General features: G+C 39.3%; 18 protein-coding genes and 1 tRNA gene. 15 read left to right on the plus strand and 4 right to left on the minus strand.

Annotation, left to right across the window (positions count from 1 at the left end):
• Nucleotides 1–77: 77 nt before the first annotated feature.
• The 4 genes from guaA to rimI all read left to right on the plus strand — a co-directional run bounded on the left by guaA (nt 78) and on the right by rimI (nt 2,711).
• Nucleotides 78–1,655: a glutamine-hydrolyzing GMP synthase gene (gene guaA, locus I6F44_RS02125; RefSeq protein ID WP_197173216.1), complete on the plus strand. Its 1,578-nt coding sequence runs from the start codon at nt 78–80 to the stop codon at nt 1,653–1,655.
• A gap of 155 nt (nt 1,656–1,810) precedes the next feature.
• A tRNA-Trp gene (locus I6F44_RS02130) sits at nt 1,811–1,887 on the plus strand.
• Nucleotides 1,888–1,951: 64 nt separating this feature from the next.
• Entirely contained in the window at nt 1,952–2,257 is a 306-nt protein-coding gene (locus I6F44_RS02135; RefSeq protein WP_197173217.1) for a hypothetical protein, read from the plus strand.
• Nucleotides 2,244–2,711: a ribosomal protein S18-alanine N-acetyltransferase gene (gene rimI / locus I6F44_RS02140; protein WP_007581622.1), complete on the plus strand. Its 468-nt coding sequence runs from the start codon at nt 2,244–2,246 to the stop codon at nt 2,709–2,711. Before I6F44_RS02135 ends, rimI begins: the two co-directional genes overlap by 14 nt.
• A gap of 75 nt (nt 2,712–2,786) precedes the next feature.
• Here the strand turns inward: rimI and I6F44_RS02145 are convergent, their stop codons facing one another.
• Nucleotides 2,787–5,453 carry an ATP-binding protein gene (locus I6F44_RS02145; RefSeq protein ID WP_165734556.1) on the minus strand — a complete coding sequence of 889 codons (2,667 nt, stop codon included), beginning with the start codon at nt 5,451–5,453 and terminating at the stop codon, nt 2,787–2,789.
• A gap of 852 nt (nt 5,454–6,305) precedes the next feature.
• Between I6F44_RS02145 and prfC the strand changes: the two genes are divergently transcribed.
• The 4 genes from prfC (at nt 6,306) to I6F44_RS02165 (ending at nt 11,593) form a co-directional block, all read left to right on the plus strand.
• Nucleotides 6,306–7,895 carry a peptide chain release factor 3 gene (prfC, locus tag I6F44_RS02150; RefSeq protein ID WP_007581628.1) on the plus strand — a complete coding sequence of 530 codons (1,590 nt, stop codon included), beginning with the start codon at nt 6,306–6,308 and terminating at the stop codon, nt 7,893–7,895.
• Nucleotides 7,896–7,954: 59 nt separating this feature from the next.
• A complete protein-coding gene (gene argS, locus I6F44_RS02155; RefSeq protein ID WP_197173218.1) occupies nt 7,955–9,697 on the plus strand; it encodes an arginine--tRNA ligase in 1,743 nt (580 codons plus the stop codon).
• A gap of 468 nt (nt 9,698–10,165) precedes the next feature.
• On the plus strand, nt 10,166–10,804 hold the full coding sequence (pdxH, locus tag I6F44_RS02160; RefSeq protein WP_197173219.1) for a pyridoxamine 5'-phosphate oxidase: 639 nt from the start codon (nt 10,166–10,168) through the stop codon (nt 10,802–10,804).
• 21 nt (nt 10,805–10,825) lie between these two features.
• Nucleotides 10,826–11,593, plus strand: coding sequence for a TatD family hydrolase (locus tag I6F44_RS02165; RefSeq protein WP_121954621.1), 768 nt, complete (start codon nt 10,826–10,828; stop codon nt 11,591–11,593).
• Here I6F44_RS02165 and I6F44_RS02170 read toward each other — a convergent pair.
• Nucleotides 11,560–12,180, minus strand: a complete 621-nt coding sequence (locus I6F44_RS02170; protein ID WP_007581635.1) for an AhpA/YtjB family protein — start codon at nt 12,178–12,180, stop codon at nt 11,560–11,562. The two genes, I6F44_RS02165 and I6F44_RS02170, sit on opposite strands and share 34 nt — an antisense overlap.
• Before the next feature lie 152 nt (nt 12,181–12,332).
• Between I6F44_RS02170 and serB the strand changes: the two genes are divergently transcribed.
• On the plus strand, nt 12,333–13,361 hold the full coding sequence (gene serB / locus I6F44_RS02175; RefSeq protein ID WP_121954620.1) for a phosphoserine phosphatase SerB: 1,029 nt from the start codon (nt 12,333–12,335) through the stop codon (nt 13,359–13,361).
• A 20-nt stretch (nt 13,362–13,381) separates the two neighbouring features.
• Here serB and I6F44_RS02180 read toward each other — a convergent pair whose 3' ends face one another.
• Nucleotides 13,382–15,859: a PilZ domain-containing protein gene (locus I6F44_RS02180; RefSeq protein WP_010553175.1), complete on the minus strand. Its 2,478-nt coding sequence runs from the start codon at nt 15,857–15,859 to the stop codon at nt 13,382–13,384.
• Nucleotides 15,860–16,221: 362 nt separating this feature from the next.
• Here I6F44_RS02180 and radA point away from each other — a divergent pair, with 362 nt between their 5' ends.
• Nucleotides 16,222–17,607 carry a DNA repair protein RadA gene (gene radA, locus I6F44_RS02185; RefSeq protein ID WP_024590039.1) on the plus strand — a complete coding sequence of 462 codons (1,386 nt, stop codon included), beginning with the start codon at nt 16,222–16,224 and terminating at the stop codon, nt 17,605–17,607.
• Between the two features lie 75 nt (nt 17,608–17,682).
• On the plus strand, nt 17,683–18,615 hold the full coding sequence (locus I6F44_RS02190; RefSeq protein ID WP_121954618.1) for a hypothetical protein: 933 nt from the start codon (nt 17,683–17,685) through the stop codon (nt 18,613–18,615).
• A gap of 65 nt (nt 18,616–18,680) precedes the next feature.
• Here the strand turns inward: I6F44_RS02190 and argE are convergent, their stop codons facing one another.
• On the minus strand, nt 18,681–19,841 hold the full coding sequence (gene argE, locus I6F44_RS02195) for an acetylornithine deacetylase (RefSeq protein WP_121954617.1): 1,161 nt from the start codon (nt 19,839–19,841) through the stop codon (nt 18,681–18,683).
• 224 nt (nt 19,842–20,065) lie between these two features.
• On the opposite strand from argE, the gene argC reads away from it, so the two are divergent.
• The 4 genes from argC to I6F44_RS02215 are packed head-to-tail and all read left to right on the plus strand — an operon-like array spanning nt 20,066 to nt 23,983.
• Entirely contained in the window at nt 20,066–21,076 is a 1,011-nt protein-coding gene (gene argC / locus I6F44_RS02200; RefSeq protein ID WP_197116603.1) for an N-acetyl-gamma-glutamyl-phosphate reductase, read from the plus strand.
• On the plus strand, nt 21,077–21,844 hold the full coding sequence (gene argB / locus I6F44_RS02205) for an acetylglutamate kinase (protein ID WP_121954616.1): 768 nt from the start codon (nt 21,077–21,079) through the stop codon (nt 21,842–21,844).
• Between the two features lie 7 nt (nt 21,845–21,851).
• Nucleotides 21,852–22,784, plus strand: a complete 933-nt coding sequence (locus I6F44_RS02210; protein ID WP_024592295.1) for an ornithine carbamoyltransferase — start codon at nt 21,852–21,854, stop codon at nt 22,782–22,784.
• Nucleotides 22,781–23,983: an argininosuccinate synthase gene (locus I6F44_RS02215; RefSeq protein ID WP_007581653.1), complete on the plus strand. Its 1,203-nt coding sequence runs from the start codon at nt 22,781–22,783 to the stop codon at nt 23,981–23,983. Before I6F44_RS02210 ends, I6F44_RS02215 begins: the two co-directional genes overlap by 4 nt.
• The last annotated feature ends 25 nt before the right edge of the window (nt 23,984–24,008 follow it).

Raw genomic sequence — 24,008 nt, forward strand, 5'->3', positions numbered from 1 at the left:
GGCTTGCTTTGCAAGCCCTCTTTTTAGTCGTTTACATTAACAAACGGCATTTAGCATCAGACTTTACGAGATACTCCATGAGCAAAGATATTCACGATTCACGAATTCTCATTTTAGACTTTGGTTCACAATACACTCAATTAATCGCCCGTCGTGTGCGTGAAATTGGTGTTTACTGTGAACTTTGGGCATGGGATGTGACTGAAGAGCAAATCCGCGAGTTCAACCCACAAGGTATTATTCTTTCTGGTGGTCCAGAATCAACAACACTTGAAAACAGCCCGCGCGCTCCTGAGTATGTATTTAATGCAGGCGTGCCTGTGCTAGGTATTTGCTACGGTATGCAAACAATGGCAGCTCAACTTGGCGGAAGTGTACACAGCTCTGATAAAAAAGAGTTTGGTTACGCACAAGTAGAAAAAGTAGGCAACTGTGCATTATTTGATGCAATTGAAGACAGCATTACCGATGGCGGCAACGGCATACTCGACGTATGGATGAGCCATGGCGACAAAGTAATGGATATTCCAGCTGGTTTTGCAACAACAGCTAAAACATCTACTTGTCCACATGCTGCAATGTCTAACGAAGAAAAACGTTTTTACGGTGTACAGTTTCACCCAGAAGTAACACACACGCACCAAGGTCAGCGCTTATTAGAGCGTTTTGCTATTGATATTTGTGGCTGTGAAAAATTGTGGACTGCTGCAAAAATTATCGATGATGCTATCGAGCGTATTAAAGAAACAGTTGGCGATGACGAAGTTATTTTAGGCCTCTCTGGTGGTGTTGATTCATCGGTTGTGGCTATGCTTATTCACCGTGCAATTGGCGAAAGACTAACATGTGTATTTGTTGATAATGGTTTACTTCGTTTAAACGAAGGCCAACAAGTAATGGACATGTTTGGTAATAAATTTGGCTTAAATATTGTTAAAGTTGAAGCTGAAGAGCAGTTTTTAAATGATCTAGCGGGTAAGTCAGACCCAGAAGATAAACGTAAAGCCATTGGTCATACGTTTATTAATGTATTTGATGAGCAAGCCAAAAAGCTTAAAAATGCAAAATGGTTAGCGCAAGGTACAATTTATCCTGATGTAATTGAATCAGCGGCATCTGCAACTGGTAAAGCGCATGTTATTAAATCTCACCACAATGTGGGCGGATTACCAGATGACATGAAAATGGGCCTTGTTGAGCCATTACGTGAATTATTCAAAGATGAAGTACGTAAGATTGGCCTAGAACTAGGTTTACCGTACGACATGCTTTACCGTCATCCTTTCCCTGGACCAGGTTTAGGTGTGCGTGTACTTGGTGAAATCAAAAAAGAATTCTGTGATTTATTACGCCGCGCTGATGCGATTTTCATCGAAGAGCTTCACAAAGCTGAGCTCTACCATAAAGTAAGCCAAGCGTTTACTGTATTCTTACCTGTAAAATCGGTAGGGGTTATGGGCGATGCACGTAAGTACGATTGGGTTGTATCACTTCGTTGTGTGGAAACAATCGACTTTATGACAGCGCGCTGGTCACATTTACCTTATGAGTTTTTAGGTGTGGTATCAAACCGTATCATTAATGAAATAGATGGTATTTCTCGTGTTGTTTACGATATTTCAGGTAAACCACCTGCAACTATCGAATGGGAATAATTAATTTTAGTTTTAATTAACTAATTTTAAGTGATTAAAAAACGGCGAATTAGCATGCTAATTCGCCGTTTTGTTTATTTAAAAAGCAGTTAAACTAAAAGAGTGATTTTTCTCTTTACCTTTGGCGAAACTTCTCTATAATTCGTCGTCATTGCAGGGGCGTAGTTCCAATTGGTAGAACAGCGGTCTCCAAAACCGATGGTTGGGAGTTCGAATCTCTCCGCCCCTGCCATTTCTTCTTTACATCGTTTTTATTACTTCTTATATTGTTCAAATGTCTAATCTACTGAGTTGTTATGCATCCACGTTACGCAGCTATTTTTGATATAGAAAATCTTGAACTCAATCAACATTATTGTCCTCAAGCAAATGATCAAGCTAATACTTTATCGCAAAGCACGATAACTAGTTCTTTAACGCTAAATGAGCAACTACTTGCAGACATTAAACTCAGTGCAGAGCCTATTATTATAAATAGCGTTGTGCAGGGCAGTGAGATGCAATTAAACGACAATAAGCTTACATTGCCAACCCCACAGCTCAACGGCTCTGAGAAGCGTGCTTTATGGGCTTTAATGAGTGAACACCTTGATAAACTTTAAATCAGTAGATGAAACTGCAATACCTCAATTAATGGCCATCGAAACAGCGTGTCATAGCCATCCGTGGACTTTAAATACAATGGGTTCATGTATAGGTGGGCGCTATTTTAATGTTGCCGCATTTGATGAGGCGAGCATGATTGGTTTTTATATTGGTGAAAAAGCAGGGCCTGATTTTACGCTTATGGATATTTGTGTAACACCAAGTCACCAAGGGAAGGGTATTGCAAGGCAGTTGTTAGCGCAGTTTATTGAATATGGTGAGCAGCAAAATGCTGAAAACCTCTTTTTAGAAGTACGCGAATCAAATACGCGTGCTATTGCGCTGTACGAGCGCGCAGGCTTTGCTGAGATGTCAGTGCGTAAAAACTACTACCCAAGTGATAACCCTGCTAAAAATGGCTTTGAAGACGCTATTTTAATGGGTATGGCGCTAGGTTTAAACTTTTCATAATTAAAGTCGGTAATTAGCATTTAAAATATAGAGCCGCTAAAGTACTGCATTTGTACCGTTTTGTAACTTTGCTTTTTAGGTTACTTTGTCGCTAATTGCTTGCTCAATGGCTGCTATTAAATCATTTACCAGCTCGTCTCTTGGTACTTTATTGTTACTTTTTAAGTTCTCTTCAAGTGCCGCAGCGCTATGGTAAATTTCATCAAAGTTAAAGCATCCAGAACTGCCTTTAACACTGTGCGCTATACCTCTTAATGCTTCCCAATCATCACAATGCTGCAAAGCTTTAACTTCTTCTAAATATGTAGGTAAGTTAGCTAAGTAATTATCGGCAATTTGCTGAAACTTTTCGCTCTTTAATAGGCTATCCCATTTATTTTGATTATCTTTTTCAAGATGCAGGTAGCTTACGAGTACGTTTTCCAGAGCATCTTTATCAATGGGTTTAGCCAGTGCTTTGTCGCAACCAGCTTCTAGATAAGTGCCTATATCATGGTTCATTACATTGGCAGTAAGGGCAATGATAGGGCCATTATACGCTGCATGACGAAGCATTTTAGTCGCTTCTAATCCGCCCATTACAGGCATTTGCATATCCATAATAATAAGTTGGTAGTCGTTTACGAGCGCCATTTCTACAGCTTGTGCGCCATTACTGGCAATATCGGGTTCAAGGCCCCAGGTTTGCAGTAATAATTTAATTAATAGTTGGTTATCTGGGTTATCCTCAGCCACTAATATATTGGCGTCGAAGCTATTGGTTGCAAACGATAAGAGAGGGTCTTTCTCTGGTATTAACTGGCTGTCTTGCGTTAAAAACTCAAGCATGGGTTGATCATCAGATAGCTGACATGCCACCCTAATTGTAACTCGGCTACCTACACCCACTTCACTTTCAAGGTTTACATCGCCACCAAGTAACAGTGCTAAGTTTTTAGAAATACACAACCCAAGACCTGTACCACCAAAACGACGTGTAGTTGTGGCATCGGCTTGTTCAAACGGCTTAAATACACGTTCTATTTGATGCTCAGACATACCAATACCAGTATCTTTAATTACAAACTCTAGCTTTTGACTTGCTTGTAAATAATGCACACAAATAGACACGCTGCCATTTTCGGTAAATTTAACAGCGTTATTAGCAATGTTTATAAGTATTTGTTTTAAGCGGGTCACATCACTATAAATGGTGCGGGGTAGCGGCAGTTGATAGTCGATATTAAGGGTTAATTGTTTTTCTTGTGCCAGTGGTTGAATAATTGATTCAATGTCGTGCACAAGCTGCACTACGTTTAACGCTGACAAATCAACAGCCAGCTTTTCAGCTTCAATTTTAGATAAATCGAGTATGTTATTTATTAACTCTAGTAAGTGTTTTGAATTACGTAAAATAGTGCTTAGGTGTTGTTTGTCATTCGCTACTTTATCGTTGTGTAGTAACTGCTCTGTAAAGCCCATAATGGCCGTGAGCGGCGTGCGTATTTCGTGACTCATGTTAGCTAAAAAACGACTCTTAAGTTGATTAGCTTGCTCAGCTTGGCCAATAGCTAACTCAAGTTGGCTGTTCATAGTTTCAAGTGCTTGGGTACGACTTTCCACTTTATCTTCAAGGTGGTGTTTGTATTCTTCAAGCTGTTGTTGGTAGTGCCTTATTTGATTAACCATGTGGTTAAAGTCGTTAAATAAAACACCTACTTCATCATTTGTATGAGCTGGTAAGTGCACCGACAAATCGCCATCACCAACACGATGACTCGCAGCCCCGAGTAACTCAATTGGGTTAAGTAATAAATTGCGGACCACTACAAAAATTAATATTGGCAGGGTGATCACCGAAATAATAACAATTAAGCCTGTTATTAAACTTATGGCTTTGCCTGATTGATAAAGCACCCCTTTGGGAATGGTCGATACGTAATAATATCCGCCGGGCATTTGCACTGCAAAAATCATTCGCTCTATTTTGTCTATGCTTGAGAGTTCAATAGTTGAAAGCATGCCGATATCAGCGAGGTCGTGCACTTGATTAAGTTCGTACTCGCTTATGTATTGGCCACGCATATTGTAATCGGAGCTAAATAAAATTTTCCCGTCTTTAGTCAACATTAAATTAAGCGTGTTGTTATATGGCGCTTCTAAAATACTAGAGTTTAGTATTGAAGGTTCTATATGTATTACAATAAAACCAAGCTGCTGTGGTCGTTTTAAATAGTAATCAACACTATAAATTCGTTGAATAAAATACAAACTAGTGGTGCCATCATCCTTTTGAATCATAAATTGCTGTTTACTTAAATTACTTTGCAATACTTGATTAAAAAACGGGTAGCTTTTAGGCGCTGTTGTTAGGTTGTTAGAGTAGTAGGCATCGCTTTTCCCACTGGCTGAAACTAAATTAATGCTAATTATATCGGGATAAGCCTCACTGTAACTGGCAAATACATCCATAAGCGCGCCAAGTTTTCGGGTGTAATTACCGTTGGCACGAATGTCGTTTGCTAAAAAATCACTAAGTACTGGCGAGGTTGAAAGTAGTTTTGCAGTAGAGTGAAAAGAGTCGATATAGTTAAATATTTTTTGCTGTTGTTGCTCAACAAAACGGCTCATTATTAAATCAGCTTGTTTTTGTGTTGAATTAGTTACATTGGTGAGTGTAAAGCCACCTAAAAATAGCAGCGGTAGAATAACAAGGGGTGTTATATACCATAATAATCTAATACTTAACTTACTGGTTTTCATGACCAAACGACTTATCCTCCATGCAATCTGCCAATAATATGCGTTACGACTTTATTACACAAGCTTGTGGCGGTCTTGGTGGTTAAATTACAATCAGTAGTTGCATGGTATTTAGCTCTGTATTGGTGTTTTTTTATTTTATTAAGTTATTTTAATTTAATAAGTTACATGCTTATAACCGTTATTTTATTGTTCAAAAAAGTTTACATAAATTTACATCTTTTAAAGTCATTTTTTTAAAGATAAATGCTATCACTTAAAATTGAATTTTCTAATTTACTCTCAGTTATAAATACCAGTGGGTTAACGCAGGGCTGTTAGCCGGGCCACTAGGTTATATTCTCAAGCAAGGCTTAAAAATTCTAATGGTGTGCAGAGGCTTGGTGTATTGTGTGCTGATCCTATTTATTTGGCTTATTACTGATTTTTTTGTACCTCATTTGCAGTTAGGCTTCCCAAAATCCATATTAATAAAAAAGATCAGCTAATAACCAACCATTGATTGTTTATAAGGCCAAGATCAGCGAAAATAGTCTTCAATTACGATTAACATAACGGATCGCATGTGAAGGGCCAATTTAGGGCTTTTCTGATGGTGTGTTGAGCTTTCGAGGTTGCTCTATACCAATTTTATTAAAACAAGATCGTTCTAGCGTATTAAATAACTCACTAACTACGTTAAAAATTATTCATAGAGAATAAGTCTATGTGATAATTTCGCCTTGTTATTGCGCTATTTTATTATCGCTATAATAGAACGCTAATTTAATGCAATTGGTATTATTTAAGCCTTGAAAGCTCAGCATACTTAAAGTGGATAATATCCGTATACAAACTAAAAGAACTTTTTTAATGGCAGATCAAAATCTCCTTAGCGAAATTAATAAACGACGAACCTTTGCTATCATCTCTCACCCAGATGCTGGTAAAACAACCATTACCGAAAAAGTATTGTTATTCGGACAAGCTATTCAAAGAGCTGGTACTGTAAAAGGTCGTGGCTCTAACCAGCATGCAAAATCTGACTGGATGGAAATGGAAAAAGAGCGTGGTATATCTGTTACTACCTCTGTAATGCAGTTTCCGTATAACAATGCGCTTGTTAATTTACTTGATACGCCAGGACACGAAGACTTCTCGGAAGATACTTACCGCACATTAACCGCGGTAGATTCGTGTTTAATGGTTATTGATGCGGCAAAGGGTGTAGAAGATCGTACCCGTAAGCTAATGGAAGTTACACGCCTGCGTACAACGCCAATTGTTACGTTTATGAATAAATGTGACCGTGAAATTCGCGACCCAATGGAAGTGCTTGACGAAGTTGAAACAGAGCTAAATATTGCCTGTGCACCCATTACTTGGCCAATTGGCTGTGGTAAAGAGTTCAAAGGTGTTTATCACATTCATAATGACGAAGCTGTTTTATACAAAACAGGTCAGGGTCATAAAATTCAAGAAGTTCGTACCATTAAAGGTCTTGATAACCCAGAACTTGATATTGCCATTGGTGAAGATTTAGCTGCGCAATTACGCGATGAGCTTGAGCTTGTTATTGGCGCATCAAACGAATTTGATTTAGATCTGTTTTTAGCAGGTGAGCTTTCGCCAGTTTATTACGGTACCGCACTTGGTAACTTTGGTGTTGACCACGTTTTAGATGGTTTAACTAAATGGGCACCAACGCCACTGCCTCGTGAAACCGAAGACAGACTTATTGTTGCAACTGAAGAAAACTTTACTGGTTTTGTATTTAAAATTCAGGCCAACATGGACCCTAAACACCGTGACCGTATTGCATTTATGCGTATTGTATCGGGTAAGTACAGCCAAGGCATGAAAATGAATCACGTGCGAATTGGCAAGCAAGTGAGCATTTCTGATGCGGTAACCTTTATGGCGGGCGATCGTGAGCGCGCAGCTGACGCTTACGCGGGCGATATTATTGGTTTGCATAACCACGGTACCATTCAAATTGGTGATACGTTCACACAAGGCGAAAAACTTAAATTTAGCGGTATCCCTAACTTTGCGCCTGAATTATTCCGCCGTATTCGTCTACGCGATCCGCTTAAGCAAAAGCAATTATTAAAAGGCTTAGTACAGCTTTCTGAAGAAGGTGCTGTGCAAGTATTTAGACCGCTTATAAACAACGATTTAATTGTGGGCGCGGTAGGTGTACTTCAGTTTGATGTAGTTGTAGCGCGCTTAAAAGCCGAATATAACGTAGATGCTATTTACGAAGGTGTAAACGTGAATACAGCGCGTTGGGTAAGCAGCGACGATGTGAAAAAGTTTGAAGACTTTAAGCGCAAGTGCGAAAGTAATTTAGCACTCGATGGTGGCGATAACTTAACTTACATTGCGCCGAGCCGTGTAAATCTTAATTTATCAGTAGAGCGTTACCCAGAAGTGACATTTAACCACACTCGCGAAAACTAGAATCGACTGACTACAGTTAACTGAAAGCCTGCTTTGGCGGGCTTACAAAGGTAAAAAATATGAATATTCGTACTATTTTAATCGAAAAAGCCATTGCCGCTATGGCGGGCGCAGGCTTACCTGAAGATACAAACCCAGCAGTAACACAAAGCACACGTCCACAATTTGGTGATTACCAAATTAATGCAGCAATGGGCGCGGCTAAAAAAATGAAAAGCAACCCACGTGAGCTTGCGCAAAAAATTATAGATAACCTTGATGTAAGCGATATTGCTCAAAAGACTGAAATTGCTGGCCCAGGTTTTATTAATATTCATTTAAAGCCTGAGTTTTTAGCTCAAAGCGTACAAGCCGCTAACAGTGATGCAAAGCTTGCTGTAAATGAGCATGCTAACCCGCAAAAAGTGGTTGTTGACTATTCATCACCAAACCTTGCTAAAGAAATGCACGTAGGCCATTTACGTTCAACCATTATTGGTGACTCAATTGTGCGTGCGCTTGAATTTAGAGGCGATACGGTTGTACGTCAAAATCACATGGGTGATTGGGGCACGCAATTTGGTATGTTAATCGCGCATTTAGAAGATCAAATTAGCCAAGGTGTTGATTTAGATTCTGTAGCGCTTGCTGATTTAGAAACCTTTTACCGCGATGCTAAAAAACGCTTTGACGACGAAGAAGGCTTTGCTGATAAAGCACGTAATTACGTTGTTAAATTACAAGGCGGCGATGCGCATTGTGAAAAACTTTGGAAACTGTTTATAGCTACCTCAGTTAAGCATTCTGAAGAAGTATACAAGCGTTTAAATGTAACACTTACTCAAGCCGATATTATGGCTGAAAGCGCATACAACGCAGAACTTAACGATATTATTAGCCTACTTAAAGATAAAAATATTGCAGTAGAGTCGCAAGGCGCGCAAGTTGTGTTTTTAGATGAGCTTGCCAACAAAGATGGCGAGCCATCTGCGTTTATCGTACAAAAATCTGGCGGTGGTTTTTTATATGCAACAACCGATTTAGCGGCATGTGATTACCGTTCAAATAAATTAGGTGCTGATCGTATCTTAATTTTTGTAGATGCACGTCAAAACCTACACTTTAATCAAGTAGAGCTTACAGCGCGTAAAGCAGGTTTATTACGAGACGAAACAAGTTACGAGTTTTGCCCGTTTGGCACCATGATGGGCGCCGATAACAAACCATTTAAAACACGTACTGGCGGCACAGTAAAACTTGCTGACTTATTGGAAGAATCAATTAACCGTGCAGCTGCAAAACTAGCTGAACGTGAATCGGATTTAAGTGATAGCGATCGCAACGAGATTGCACGTAAAGTAGGTATTGGCGCAGTTAAATACGCGGACCTTTCTAAGCACCGTACCAGCGATTACATTTTTAACTGGGACAGCATGCTAAGCTTTGAAGGCGCAACCGCTCCTTATTTACAATATGCTTATACACGTGTACGCAGTATTTTCCGCAAATCAGGCGTTGATGCTGCTACGTTAAATTCAGACGTTGCAATTGTTGAGCCTCAAGAAAAAGCACTTGCACTTAAGCTACTACAGCTTGAAGAAGTACTTGATTTAATGATCAGCGAAGCAACACCGCACGTACTATGTGGTTACTTATATGAGTTAGCAAGCTTATACATGACATTTTACGAAGCCTGCCCAGTACTTAAAGAGGGCGTAGAGCCAAGCGTGCGCGATAGCCGTTTAGTGCTGTGTAATTTGGTTTCTAAAACACTAGAAACGGGATTAGATTTGCTAGGCATTGAAGTTATGGAGCAAATGTAATCACCGTCGTATTTTAACCTAATACTGCGTTATCCAATCCGACTTACCCTAATCACATACAAACCGTATGCTCATAGGGATAAGTCAGGTTGGACGCCTTGTCTTAGGCTAAACTACTTAGGTGAACCGTCTGCTGCGTGTAGTTCGCTTTGACTGCGTTGTCGTGCTTTTTTAGCCTAAGTCACATACTAAATGTATGCTCCTTGGCATAAAAAAGCACTCCGTCTTGTCAGCACTTCTACACTTGCAGATATCTGAGTTGTGTAGTTTACGTTGTAGGTTGGGTTGAGTGAAACGAAACCCAACGATACACCTGAGACTCTATGTTTACTGCTATCGAATGCACTCGAGACTCGGTGTTATTGCTATCGCATGCACCTGAATCTTAATATTTGTTATTACTCAACATCTAATGTTTTAAGCTCGCTACTCTAAGCTCTTTTCTAGGCTCTATTTAAAGGACTTGTTATGAAACTCGAAGATATCCGTCGTGAATACCTGCAAGACGCGTTAAGCGAAGATAACTTGCAAGATGATCCGTTTAAGCAGTTTGGAACATGGCTTGAGCATGCAGTGGCAAGCCAGTTACCCGATCCAACTGCGATGGTTGTAGCAACTGTTGATGAAACCGGTCAGCCTTCACAGCGCATTGTGCTTTTAAAGCATCTGGATGATAACGGTTTTGTATTTTTTACCAATACAGGTTCGCGTAAAGCGCAAGAGCTTAAAGGTAATAACAAAATATCGCTGCACTTTCCGTGGCACCACATGGAACGCCAAGTTATTGTATATGGCGAGGCTAAACCATTACCTACCTCTGCTGTGGCAAAGTACTTTTTATCTCGTCCTAAAAAAAGCCAATTAGCTGCATGGGCGTCAGCGCAAAGTCGTCCGGTGTCATCACGTAAAGTACTAATGGAAACCTTCGCCAACATGAAAAATAAGTTTGCTAAAGGTGAAATTCCACTCCCTGATTTTTGGGGCGGATATTGTGTAGTACCCACTAAAATTGAGTTTTGGCAAGGTGGGGCGCATCGTTTGCATGACCGCTTTATGTACCAGCGCCAAGCAGATAATAGCTGGCAAGTTACGCGCTTAAATCCTTAATAAATAGATGAGTAAGTAACCGTGCAATTTATTGACTCTCATTGCCACCTCGACTTTAGCGAGTTTGATTCGAATCGTGAATCGCTCATAAACGAGTGTGTAGCAAAGGGAGTTAATCAGTTTGTTGTGCCGGGTATTACGCTTGCTCAATCGCATACTCTCATAAAACTCAAAGCAACTTACCCAAGTATAAAAATAGCCGCAGGGCTACATCCTTACTTTTTAGAGCAACATAACGAATCGCACATAGAAGCGTTATTTGAATTCGCGACTGCAAATAAGCATCAGTTGGTGGCTATTGGGGAGTGCGGGCTTGATCGAAGTATTGAAAACCTTCCTAAACAAACTTATTTATTTGAGCAGCAAATAGGGCTTTCTAATGAGCTTAACTTACCGCTCATTGTGCATCATAGGCAAAGCCATGATTTAATTGCGCAATCGTTTAAGCGCTGTAAGCCAAAAAACGGGGGAGTGATTCATGCCTTTTCGGGCTCACTTCAACAAGCGCAGTACTATATTAAGCAGGGTTTTAAGCTTGGCATAGGCGGCGTTATTACCTATGATCGCGCAGTTAAAACACGCGCTGTTATTGCTGCTATTGAGCCAGAGCACTTAGTGCTTGAAACCGACTCACCTTCAATGCCGTTAAGCGGTCATCAAAGTGAAGTTAACACGCCATTACATATACCTGATGTATTTAACGCGTTATGTGATTTAAAGCCACATAGTGAAAGAGGGACGCTTGCAAAGCAGCTTTACGATTCTTGTTCAGATGTTTTTTGCATATAGCGATTTACCTGCCAACGTTTTAATCCACGCCCTAACTGCCACGTAAAAATACATGCAATCACTAGCATTAATAGTACCTGTCGACCTAAGTCATGAAAATGATTATGGCTGTCGGATATTGCGGCGCGAGTTAAATAAGTAACAGACACAAAGCCTATAGGGCGGTCATCATCGCTTATCACGGGTTCCATAAAAGGTGTTTTTAGTTTACTAATACCCGGTGTAGAGTCAGGGAGTTGTCCATAAATATGATGTGACTGCCAATTGTCACTGCTAGCAATTAAAATGCCTTGTTGATCATAAATAGTCGCAGAAAGTACAAATTCATCTTTACTTATATCGTTACAAATGGCGTTGAGCTGTGGTTTGTTTTTTTCAATAAGCGGTGTTTTAACATTTAAAGCCATAAACTGAGTGAGGCTTTTTGCAGTGCTATCGGCACTATCATAAAGTAACTGATGACTCTGAAAACTACTATTAACACCTACCCAGCTTAGTAATACAAAACAACCAGCCGCTAGTATTAAGCGAACAAGTCGTTTTCTTTGAGAAGCAGTAATAGGGTTTTTAATATGGTTATTTTTCATAGTCACCGTTTATGCTACTGACAGCATTTTGATTTGATGTTACAACTACACTAACTATAACCTTAAACCCCACCTGATGGCGAATTTAGTGTTGAGAATACCAGTTATGATATGCCAATTATCAGGAAAATAAAAATAAACACGGAGATCCCATGTCGCAAATCAACATGGCACAGCAAGCTGCTGAGCAACCATTACAACACTTAACTCTAAATAAATGGTTTAGCTATAGTGGTGGTGTATTTACACCTCTTGATTATATACCAAACAAAGCATTAGGGTTATTTAGCATCGCATTTGCGGGTGATTTTGAAGAAAAACACATTGTTAGCATTATTGATTTTTTAGCTACGCATAACCAAACAGTCACTGCTATATGCCAATATCAACCAGATTTAGGGTTAGCTCCAGCACTGTGTTTTTACGCACAAAACTCCGATCAAGCTATAAACCCGTTAGTGCTACAAGAGTTTTCAAACACCCTAGATTGTCAATTAGTGCAAGTTGTTACTGTGCCTAATTTATATGAGCCTGGTTTATTGGTTATGGATATGGATTCAACTGCAATAACTATTGAGTGCATAGACGAAATAGCACGCCTTGCGGATGTTTACGACGAAGTTGCCTCTGTAACCGCACTTGCAATGGCGGGTAAACTTGATTTTAGCGAGAGTTTAAATCAGCGTGTAGCTAAACTGGCTGGTATTGAAAAAAGCTTAATTGAAGAGCTAAAAAGTGTATTGCCACTCATGCCGGGTATTAAAGTGCTGTGTCAAATTTTAAAACAGCATGACTGGTATTTAGCAATTGCATCAGGTGGTTTTGTACCGTTTGCAGAGCGCGTTCAAGAGCTTATTAATTTAGATGAAGTGCACGCTAATATACTCGAATTTAAAGACGATAAACTAACAGGTAAAGTATTGGGTACAATTGTAGATGCACAACAAAAAGCAATTATTCTAGAGTCGTTACAACATAAACTAGGGCTTGAGAAGTCGCAAACAGTTGCTATTGGCGATGGCGCAAACGATTTAATCATGATGGCTAAAGCTGGCCTAGGTGTAGCAGTGCATGGCAAACCTAAAGTAGTTGAGCAAGCACAAGCGGCTATTTGTGAAGGGTCATTATTGCAATTACTGTATATGTTGGCTATTCCGTTAGAAAATGAGCCCGCTCTTTAAAGTTGTTTAAGTTAAACCGCTTAGCGTAAGCGGTTTAACCAAATTAGTTTACGGCGGCCCATTTGTTCAACTTGCTCTTTTTTAAGCTCTAAATGGCTTAGAGCTTCTTCAGTTATATCTACTACGTCCCCCACACCCGCAACAGCCCATAATGCTTCTTCTAAATCTTTTGCTTTATGCATTGCATATTGGCTTACGTATTTAAGCTCGTTTGATAGATAGTCAGTATCGGGGCGACCTGTGCGCGAAATATACAAACGCATCACAAATATAAGTTGTGATGTAATGCCTTTACTAATTTGTTTATAAAAGCTTGAGTAGTCTTCACCTAAAGCGCATTGGCTAACAATAGCCTCTTCAATTTTGCCCTTACGAGGGTCGAAATTAATAGCGAGTGTAAAAGCAAGCGGTGCATCTTGGCGACTGCGATCTTTAATATTAGGCGTTATTACATTAATAATTTGCTCTTCGGTAAGAATACTCGAAAAGTCAGTTTTGTTACCTAATAAGCCAAAGTTTTGCAAAATAACATGCATAGGACTGGCGTATAAGCCATAACCAATTGCACCTGTTTTAAAGTGTGCAGCTTCTTTGTGTAAATACAGCGGGAATTGACATACACTTTTTGTAACCATATTTCTAAGTGCGGTAGATAAGCCTTCTACTTTTGGCGCTTCTTCAGATACTTTAAGTTTGTCTTTATTCCCTTCTATTAACTGAGTGAAAAAAGTCACGCCAGCATGGGGTAAATCAGCAACACGATTCGCTTTTAGGTTAATAGTAGTGAATGACTTACTAATGGCCATTATTTCGTACTTTAGTTCGCTAAGTTTATGCTTTTTAGTTATTTTTTGAAGCTCAGGAAATGTTAAAAGTACTATATCACCTTTTTTAAATGTGACTGGTTGCTCGCACTCTAATTGCAAACCCATTACAGAAAAGTCACGTGTATAACCGTTAAATACTTCATCATTAATAGTGACGCTAACCGGTGTTTTATAAAGGTAGCGCTTATGCGAGCGTAAATTTACGTATTCAAGTGGCACAATATCTAAATAAGGTGGCGTTTTATGTTTTGCATGGCCAAAATGTTTAAGCTGATTTACTAACGCTTTATCAAAAGTAAGTTGTTTATAATCTGCTTGCTCTGTTTTATTGCCAATACTTGTAAGTACAACAATATATTTAACGTCTTTTATAAGGCCTTTAACTCGAGGGGAAGGCGGCTTGTTGAGTTTTTCAATATTAGCGCCAGCACTATTAGGTAATGAAAGCGGTATAAAAGAATCATCTGGATGACTTGGCATTATTTGTATTTTAAAGCACTGCCAACTTTCTTTTTGGCTACCAAAACCTAAAAATAGATCACGTAATTTAGGGTTATTATTTAGCTCAGTTCGTGTCGCAGAGTAATAGTAAATTTTACCCGATGATATATGTGTAAATGTATAGAGGTAATCTTCTTTGACCGCGGTAATTTGGGTTAGTAATTGTGTAATGCGCTGATGATTGAGTATATTGTACAAACACGGTGTTTTTCTTTCATCGGTAAAATAGCGCTGGATAAAAATATTATTTTCAGTAGTAAGGCTAAGGCTTGGGTAATACTGTTCATCTTTTTTGCTTAAAAATACATATAAAGACGTTACACGAGGGATGTAGTATTGCTCATACCCCTTTGATACTACAGCATCGAGCGTGTTATCTAAATTTACTTTATAACGACGTTTATTACCGTGAATAAAGCTTTCTAAAAAGTCATTAAAGGCATCGTTATTTTCGATATAAGTGCGTTTTAAGCGAATGTGGTTGTATTCACGAGAGATATTTTCAACGGCAACAACCTCGTATTGAATACCGTTTTTTAGGCCAAGTTCAAAGTCTTGTTCAAGGCCTACCAAGCGCATTGCTATTAGTTCACCTTTTTTTATAGAGTAGCGCGTTGCAAGCTTAACTTTACAACCGCTTAAAGATATATCTGAGGTGCTAGCAGCAATGTTCTTTTTATCTTTGTAATCAATAGTTACTTTTATTGAGTAATTCATCCGTTCTTCACGGCGGCTCTCGTAAGAGGCAAACTTAATTACTTCAGTGCTTAAGTTACTTTCTGATTCTTGTAGTTCTGATTTTTCGGCGGCTTGTTTTTGTAATACGCGGTGGTTATTTTCTGTATTCATTACGGCTTCGTAAACGGCTAGAGTATATTCACCATGCTGTTTAAGTGCTTTTTCAAACACTTCAATGGCTGTGTCATCCATAAAGTGCTGTTTACCGTTATGCTCATACGGTTTTACTTGGCCCGTCACTAATCCACGAAGATCAACAAAGCGTGCCACTGGCTGAGATAAGCGTGACATTTCCATTTTCATCAAAAATTGCTCAGGTTTGGTTAACCCAGCGGTTTTTGATTTGAAAATTAGGTCAAATTTAGCATTGCCTAAATATGTTTTTAACTCATTCACGAGGTCTTCGTGTTTGAGCATTATGTCATCAGCCATTTATAAAACCATCACCGTCTAATTGAAAAAGTAGGTATACTGTTAAGTCCATTTATTAGAAGTTCAATAAACGTTAAATCGCGCTATGTTATTAATATAGGTACAATTATTTTAGTTACTACTGTTTAGCTCTTGTTATTATGTGTTATATGCCATTTTGTTGGCAAGTTACTTTAAACTATTTCAAAGCAAAAAGTATGCCCTAAATTATAGCTAAAAAGAAACACCATGTGTATTTAATGATTGTGACGCTAGATTTTTACGCAGGCAAGAGTTTGTTGCTAAGTAAATGCTTGAAGTGGCAAAATAAGTTATTAACAGTAAATGTTTTTAAAATTAGAGAATCGTAGATAAGGTTATAAATGACTAAAGCGGCAAAAATAGAGTTTGTGTGTACAGAATGTGGCATGAACTACCCACGTTGGCAGGGTCAATGCCGCTGCGGTGCGTGGAACACATTAGCAGAATTTAAACCTTCAGCAGGGCAGAGTAAAAAAGCGTCAGTTCGAGCAAATGTAGGTGGTTATGCTGGCGGTGCTGGTGGCGGCTCTAAAAAAATTAATGATATTGCTACGTCAGAGGCAGAAAAACAGCTGACAGAAATTGGCGAGCTCGATCGTGTGCTAAGCGGTGGTGTAACTACCGGCTCTGTTAATATAATTTCGGGTGATCCAGGTGCTGGTAAAACAACATTGCTATCTGACCTAGTAGCGAGAATGTCACAACGTATGCCGTCACTTTACTGTACGGCCGAGGAGTCATTATCGCAGTTTAAAAACAGGGTAAATCGTTTAAAGTTAAACTATAACCCTGACGAGCTTTATTTACTTTCAGAAACCAGTGTTGAAACCATCATTGAAGAGCTCGAGAAAAATAAAATTAAGTTTGCTGTTATTGACTCTATTCAAGCGGTTGTAACCGAAACGGCAAATGGTAGCCCAGGTTCCCCTTCGCAAGTAAAAAGTGCCGCCCAAGCATTGACTCAATACTGTAAGCAAAATGATGTAACCATGTTCATTATTGCTCATGTAAATAAAAATAACGAAATAGCAGGTCCTCAAACACTTGTACATATTGTCGATGCGCTTTTACACATAGACACCAACGATGGGCAAATTAGAACCCTTAGGGCAAATAAAAACCGCTTTGGTGATATTGATACTGTTGGTATTTTTAAAATGTGCGAACGTGGTATGTTGAGTGTTGATAACCCGAGCGAAATATTTTTATCGGGGTCTACAACCGACTCGCCAGGCTCTACAATTACCTGTATCCGTAAAGGTAATCGAAATTTACTACTTGAGATTCAATGTTTAACTACCGAAACCGAGGCGGAATTTCCGCAGCGTGTTTGCGTTGGTTTAAACATGAACCGCATAAAAATGCTGACTGGCATATTACGAAAACACACTAAAACCAAAATATTTCACGATACGTTTTTTAATATTGTGGGTGGCCTAAGAATAGATGAAACAGAAACTTGTATTGATTTAGCATTAGTAACCGCGTTACTTAGCAGCTTAAACGAATTTGTTGTGCCTCGTACCACGTGTATTATGGGCGAACTTAGCTTAAATGGCGATGTACGCCCAATTGACAGTGGCGTACCACGTGTTAAAGAAGCAGCACAACATGGTTTTACAGAAATATATATTCCATTTCGTAATTACCATAAGTCGATGGAAGGGCTGGGCGCTAAAATTACCCCAGTTAAAACAGTACATGAGTTGCTTAGTTTAATTAATTAATACTTACGGGTGTTAATGTGTAATGTTACTCTTAATAAAACTCGGTTTACATAAAGAATAGAATAAGGAAATAACATGAAAAAGTTAGTAATAGTTGCAGCGATTGTAGCTGCGGGCGTTGGTGGCGTGAGCTATGCAAATTATGTAGCTACACAAGAAGTGCGTGCAGAAGTAGATAAGCAACTTGCTTTAGTAAGCGAGCAAACTGGCGCTACATTTAAATACGCTGGTTTATCGGCAAGTGTTATTTCAAAAAGCGTAGAAATAACAAACATGGAAGTAATAAGCCCAGAGGGCGACAATGTTGCTAATATTCAAAGCATTGAAATAACAGGTTACGAGCCAGATAAAATATCACCGCATACATCATTTGATGTAAAAAGCTTTCAGTTTGATAAAGATTTTGTTTCAAAATTACCTGCTGATACAAACGAAATGCTCGCGTCGGCAAGTTACGACTTACATTCATCACTTGATTACGATGAAGAGTCTGGCAATAGTGATGTAGTCGTTAAGCTTGATGCAAAAGACATTGTTAGTTTTAATATGGATATGGGCTTGGCTAATTCAAAAGCATTAATGGATGCTTCATTGGCGATTAGTAAAGCGCAGCAAGAAGCGGGTAACCAGCCACTTACTTATGAGCAAGAGTTACAGCAGCAAACACTTGTTATGCAAGCAATGAGTAAGTTAGAGCCGCGCAATGTTAGCTTTGCCTTAAATAACCAAGGTAAGTTAAAAGACTTACTATCAAGCGAGCTTGAAAAGCAAGGCATGACGCTAGAGCAAATGGAAATGACGCTAGAGCAGCAGTTACAACAAGCTCCTGTAACTGAAGATATTGCAGAAGCTTTAACCAGCTTTGCGAAAGGTTTAAATTCATTCAGTGTGTCAGCAAAGCTACCTGAAGGCAAAACTATGATGGAAATTAACCAACAAGTTATGATGCTAGTAGGGCAACCTGAAGAGCTAGTTAAGTTTATTAACTTAGAAGTTAAAGGTGATTAAGCCTTAGTTTTGTATTAATAAAGGCGCCAATTGGCGCCTTTATTATTTTGTGTTGTTATAAGCAGTTAGTAACTCTGATTGCTAAAGCAGTTTGCTTTTATGATATTGGTGATTATTTGTTGTGATGGTTTTATTTTTTCCATCGCTAAAAACTCATCAGGCTGATGCGCTTGGTTAATTGAGCCTGGGCCCATTACGATTGTTTCACAACCGAGTTGCTGGATAAACGGCGCTTCAGTGCAATAATTTACCGCGACCGCTTTTTGCCCTGCTATTTTTTCAGCCATTTTAACTAAAGCACTGTCGGTGCTACCACTAAATGCCGGGATTGGTTCATGTAAATCAATAACGCTCACCGCATTTGGGTATTGCTGATTTATCTCTTTTGTTGCATCAAGCACTAATGCTTGTAGTTCTTGTACACTTAAACCTGGTAATGGGCGCATATCTATATGCATTTCACAGCAACCACAAATTCTATTCGCATTATCGCCACCATGAATATTACCTAAGTTTAATGTTGGATAAGGAATTTCAAAGTGATTTATTGAATACTTATGCTTTAATTGCTCTTTTAAGATCATCAATTTTGTAATCACTTTATGCATTACTTCAATGGCGTTAAGGCCACGTTCGGGATCTGAGCTATGCCCAGAGCGACCAACCACTCTTATTGCTGTACTCATATGGCCCTTGTGCATAAATACTGGCGTCATATCAGTAGGTTCGCCAATTATACAGCGTGCAGGTTTTAAATTAGGGTGCTTACATATTTGCTGTGCACCTGCCATAGTTGTTTCTTCATCGGCAGTGGCGAGTATTAAAATAGGTTGAGTTTGCTGCTTTTCATCAAGTTCACTAATCGCTTGTAATACAAAAGCAAAAAATCCTTTCATATCAATGCTTCCTAGCCCGTACAATTTATTGTCTAGTTCGGTAAGTTTAAACGGATTGTGGTTCCAGCGGCTGTCATCAAAAGGCACTGTGTCGGTATGACCAGCTAGCATTAATCCGCCATCACCTTCTCCGCGTTTTGCTAATAAATTATAGCGCCCTTTACCTCCTTCTAATTCTATAATTTCACACGTAAAACCGAGTGTTTCGCACCACCTCGCAAGGAGTTCAATTACGTTTTTATTGCTCATACACAAGCTGTCTTCAATTGCACTAATAGAAGGGGCTGCAATCAATTGTTGGTACATAGAAATAAACGAAGGCAAAGGCATAAAAAAATCCAAAATTATTATTCAATTTAATTGCATAACAATATAAAAGTATTTATGATGAATATCAATTCACTTTTTAAGCATAAATATATTAAAGTAAAGCTATGGAAATAATGCGACGATAATCTACAAATTCATTAAATTAAGTCTTAATTTAGCGTCTTAGCTAGTTTAAGCGAACAACATATATATTTAGCAGTAAATTTTAAAATAACGAGTAATCAATGAATGTAGTTATTATTGGCGCAAGCGGTTATAGCGGCGCAGAGTTAGCAAGCTTAGTTGCTAATCATCCAAACCTTACCTTAACAGGCTGTTATGTATCTGAGGGTAGCTTAGATAAAAATAAATTACTAAGTGATTTATACCCAGAGCACCTTGGCTTACTAGATTGTCCTTTACTTCCTCTTAGTGCATCAGCTTTTGATGACATTCAAAGTGATGCTGATTATGTATGCTTATGTACCGATCACAAAGTAAGTGTTGATTTAGCGCCTCAATTTTTAGCTATGGGTAAAAAAGTATTTGATTTATCTGGTGGCTATCGCCTAGCAAATAATGATGATTACGTTACTTACTATGGTTTTGAGCATCAACACCCAGAGCTTTTAAATGAAGCGGCTTACGGTTTAGCAGAGTGGAACCATGATGCTATCGCTAACGCAAAGCTAATTGCTGTTGCAGGCTGTTACCCAACAGCGGCGCTCAATGCACTTAAACCGCTTAAACAAGCAGGCTTATTGAGCGATCAAAGTATTATTATTAATGCCGTTTCGGGTGTTACGGGTGCCGGGCGTAAAGCGAGTGTAGGAACACATTTTTGTGAGGTATCGCTTGCACCTTATGGTTTGTTTAACCATCGCCACGGTCCTGAAATTGAACAACACCTTGGCCACAAAGTATTATTTACACCGCATCTAGGTAGCTTTGCGCGCGGTATATTAGAAACTATTTATGTACAACTTAAGCCAGGCGTTACCAAGGAAAACGTTGCATCTGCTTATCAAGTGCTTGCTAACGAACCATTAATTCGTTTGTTAGGCGATAAAATACCTTCAATTAAAGGTGTTGCTAAGCAACCATTTGTTGATATTGGCTGGCAGCAACAAGGCACGCAGTTAATTGTAATGTCTGCCATTGATAACTTATTAAAAGGCGCTGCTGGACAAGCTTTGCAGTGTATCAATATTTCTATGAATTTAGATCACACTACGGGCTTAAAAGGGGCGTTTTAAATGAGTAAAAAAACGTGGGTTATTAAACTCGGTGGTGCAGTACTTAATACAGAAAATGCAGCAAAAGCGTTATTTGACGTGCTAAGCGAGCAAAAAAATGATGAGTTTGTCATTGTTCATGGCGGTGGCGCTTTAGTTGATACATGGCTAAAGCAAGCGGGTTTTGCTAGTGCTAAACACCAAGGTTTACGTATTAGTCCAGCAGAGCAAATGCCTTATATAGTGGGTGCGCTTGCAGGTTGCGCTAATAAACAATTAATGACTCAAGCTATAAGCGCAGGGCATAAGCCTGTCGGCTTAAGTCTTTTTGAGGCGGGTGTGACTGCAACCCAAAAATTAAAAGCGCTTTGCTTAGTGGGTAAATGCACAAGTAACGACGATTCTATCATCAATGATTTACTTAGAATTTCTCGTTTACCTATTGTTAGCTCTATCGGCTTTGATGAACAAGGCTTGTGGTACAACGTAAATGCAGATGAAGCTGCAGCGGCTATTGCCAGTAATTTAAATGCAGAACTAATTTTTATGACGGATGTAGAAGCGGTACTTGACGCAAATAAACAACCGTTACATCAACTTGACACAAAACACATTGATACTTTAATTACAGATGGAGTAATTGTGGGCGGGATGGAGGTCAAAGTTAAGACCAGCCTTCACGCTGCCCAACATTTACGACGCGGTGTGTATATTTCCAGCTGGCAAAAGCCAGAAAATTTAACTGCTCTGCTACAAGGCGAGCATGTCGGAACTAAGATTACACCATAGGTTTATTATGTTTGAGAATTTTTTAACGGGTTTAGAATTAGACCAAGAAGGCGCACTTAATTTATTAAAGTTAGCGCAAGATATAAAAGCAAAGCCAGAAAAATACAGCCAAGTATTATCGGGTAAATCAATCGTAACATTGTTTGAAAAGCAAAGCTTACGTACACGTTTATCGTTTGATATAGGTATTAATCGCCTTGGTGGTCATGCTGTTTATTTAGATCAGCAAAATGGCGCTATGGGTGCACGTGAATCAATTAAAGATTTTGCACTTAATATTTCTACTTGGGCCGACGGTATTGTGGCGCGTGTAAATCAGCACAGCACATTAACCACGTTAGGTGAATATTCATCGGTACCTGTGGTAAATAGCTTGTGTGACTTGTACCACCCGTGCCAAGCGCTTGCTGATTTTTTAACACTTCAAGAAGTACATGGCGATGTGAGTCAGCTTAAAGTAGCTTACTTAGGTGAGGGCAATAACGTGACTCATTCATTGATGTTACTTGCCGCAACGCTAGGTACTGACTTTGTTGCTGTAACACCAAAAGGGTGTTCGCCAGATTCACAAATACTTAAAAAAGCAGAGCAAATTGCAGCAATGAATGGCGCATCAGTCATGGTGAGCGATAGAGTTGAAGCTGCGGTTGGTGCAAACGTTGTATACGCAGATACATGGGTATCAATGGGTGATACAACGCCGCTTGAGCAAGTAAAAGAAAAATACATGCCTTATCAATTAAACCAGGCATTGCTAGATCAAACAGGTGCGACTACGGTATTACATTGCCAACCGGCACACCGTGAATTTGAAATTACCTCTGAGGTAATGGATGGTCCAGCATCAAAAATCATTCAACAAGCAGAGAATCGCATGCATGCGCAAAATGCTCTGCTAGTTACATTACTAAATCCAAATTTTGTTAAGGAACACCTATGAGTTCAATTAAAAAAGTCGTTTTAGCCTATTCTGGTGGTCTTGATACGTCGGCTATCGTGCCATGGTTAAAAGAAAACTACGGCTGTGAAGTAATCGCGTTTGTTGCCGATGTAGGTCAAGGCGCTGAAGAACTTGAAGGCGTAGAAGCTAAAGCAATTGCCTCTGGTGCATCTGAATGTTACGTAGTTGACTTAAAAGATGAAATGGTAAGTGATTACATTTACCCAACGCTTAAAACGGGCTCAATTTACGAAGGTACTTATTTATTAGGTACTTCTATGGCGCGCCCAATTATTGCTAAAGCACAAGTTGAAATTGCACGTAAAGTAGGTGCTGATGCACTTTCTCATGGTTGTACTGGTAAAGGTAATGACCAAGTTCGTTTTGAATCATGTTTTGCAGCACTAGCCCCTGATTTAAAAGTAATTGCGCCATGGCGTGAGTGGGACTTATCGAGCCGTGAGTCATTACTTGATTACTTAGCAGAGCGTGACATTCCGTGTTCAGCATCTGCTACAAAAATTTATAGCCGTGATGCTAACGCATGGCATATTTCGCACGAAGGTGGTGAGCTTGAAGACCCATGGTGTCAACCAACTGAACAAGTATGGACTTGGACTAACTCTCCAGAGCAAGCACCAGATAAATCAGAACTAGTAACATTAAAAGTTGTTGAAGGCGAAGTGGTTGCTGTAAATGGCGTAGAGCTTAAACCTTACGATTGTTTAGTTAAATTAAACGATATTGCATCGCCTCATGGTGTTGGACGTGTTGATATTGTAGAAAATCGTTTAGTTGGCATGAAGTCACGCGGTTGTTATGAAACGCCAGGCGGCACAGTCATTATGGCTGCGCTTCAAGCCATTGACGAGCTAGTGCTTGATAAAGCAAGCCGTAAGTGGAAAGAAGTACTCGGTGGCGAGTTCTCGCATTTAGTATACGACGGCCGTTGGTTTACGCCTCTTAAAGATTCTATTTTAGCCGGTGCTGAAGCACTTTCTAAAGTGGCAACAGGTGAAGTGGTACTTAAGCTATACAAAGGCCAAGTAACTGCAGTTCAAAAGCAGTCACCAAATAGCTTATACAGCGAAGCATTTGCTACATTTGGCGAAGATGATGTGTACGACCAATCACACGCTGAAGGCTTTATTCGTTTATTCTCGCTTTCAAGCAGAATTTCAGCACTCGCTAAAAAGTAATTTATTACGCCCCTTATAAAAGGGG

The sequence above is a fragment of the Pseudoalteromonas sp. NZS11_1 genome (assembly GCF_015864275.1).
GTDB classification, from domain to species: Bacteria; Pseudomonadota; Gammaproteobacteria; order Enterobacterales; family Alteromonadaceae; genus Pseudoalteromonas; species Pseudoalteromonas arctica.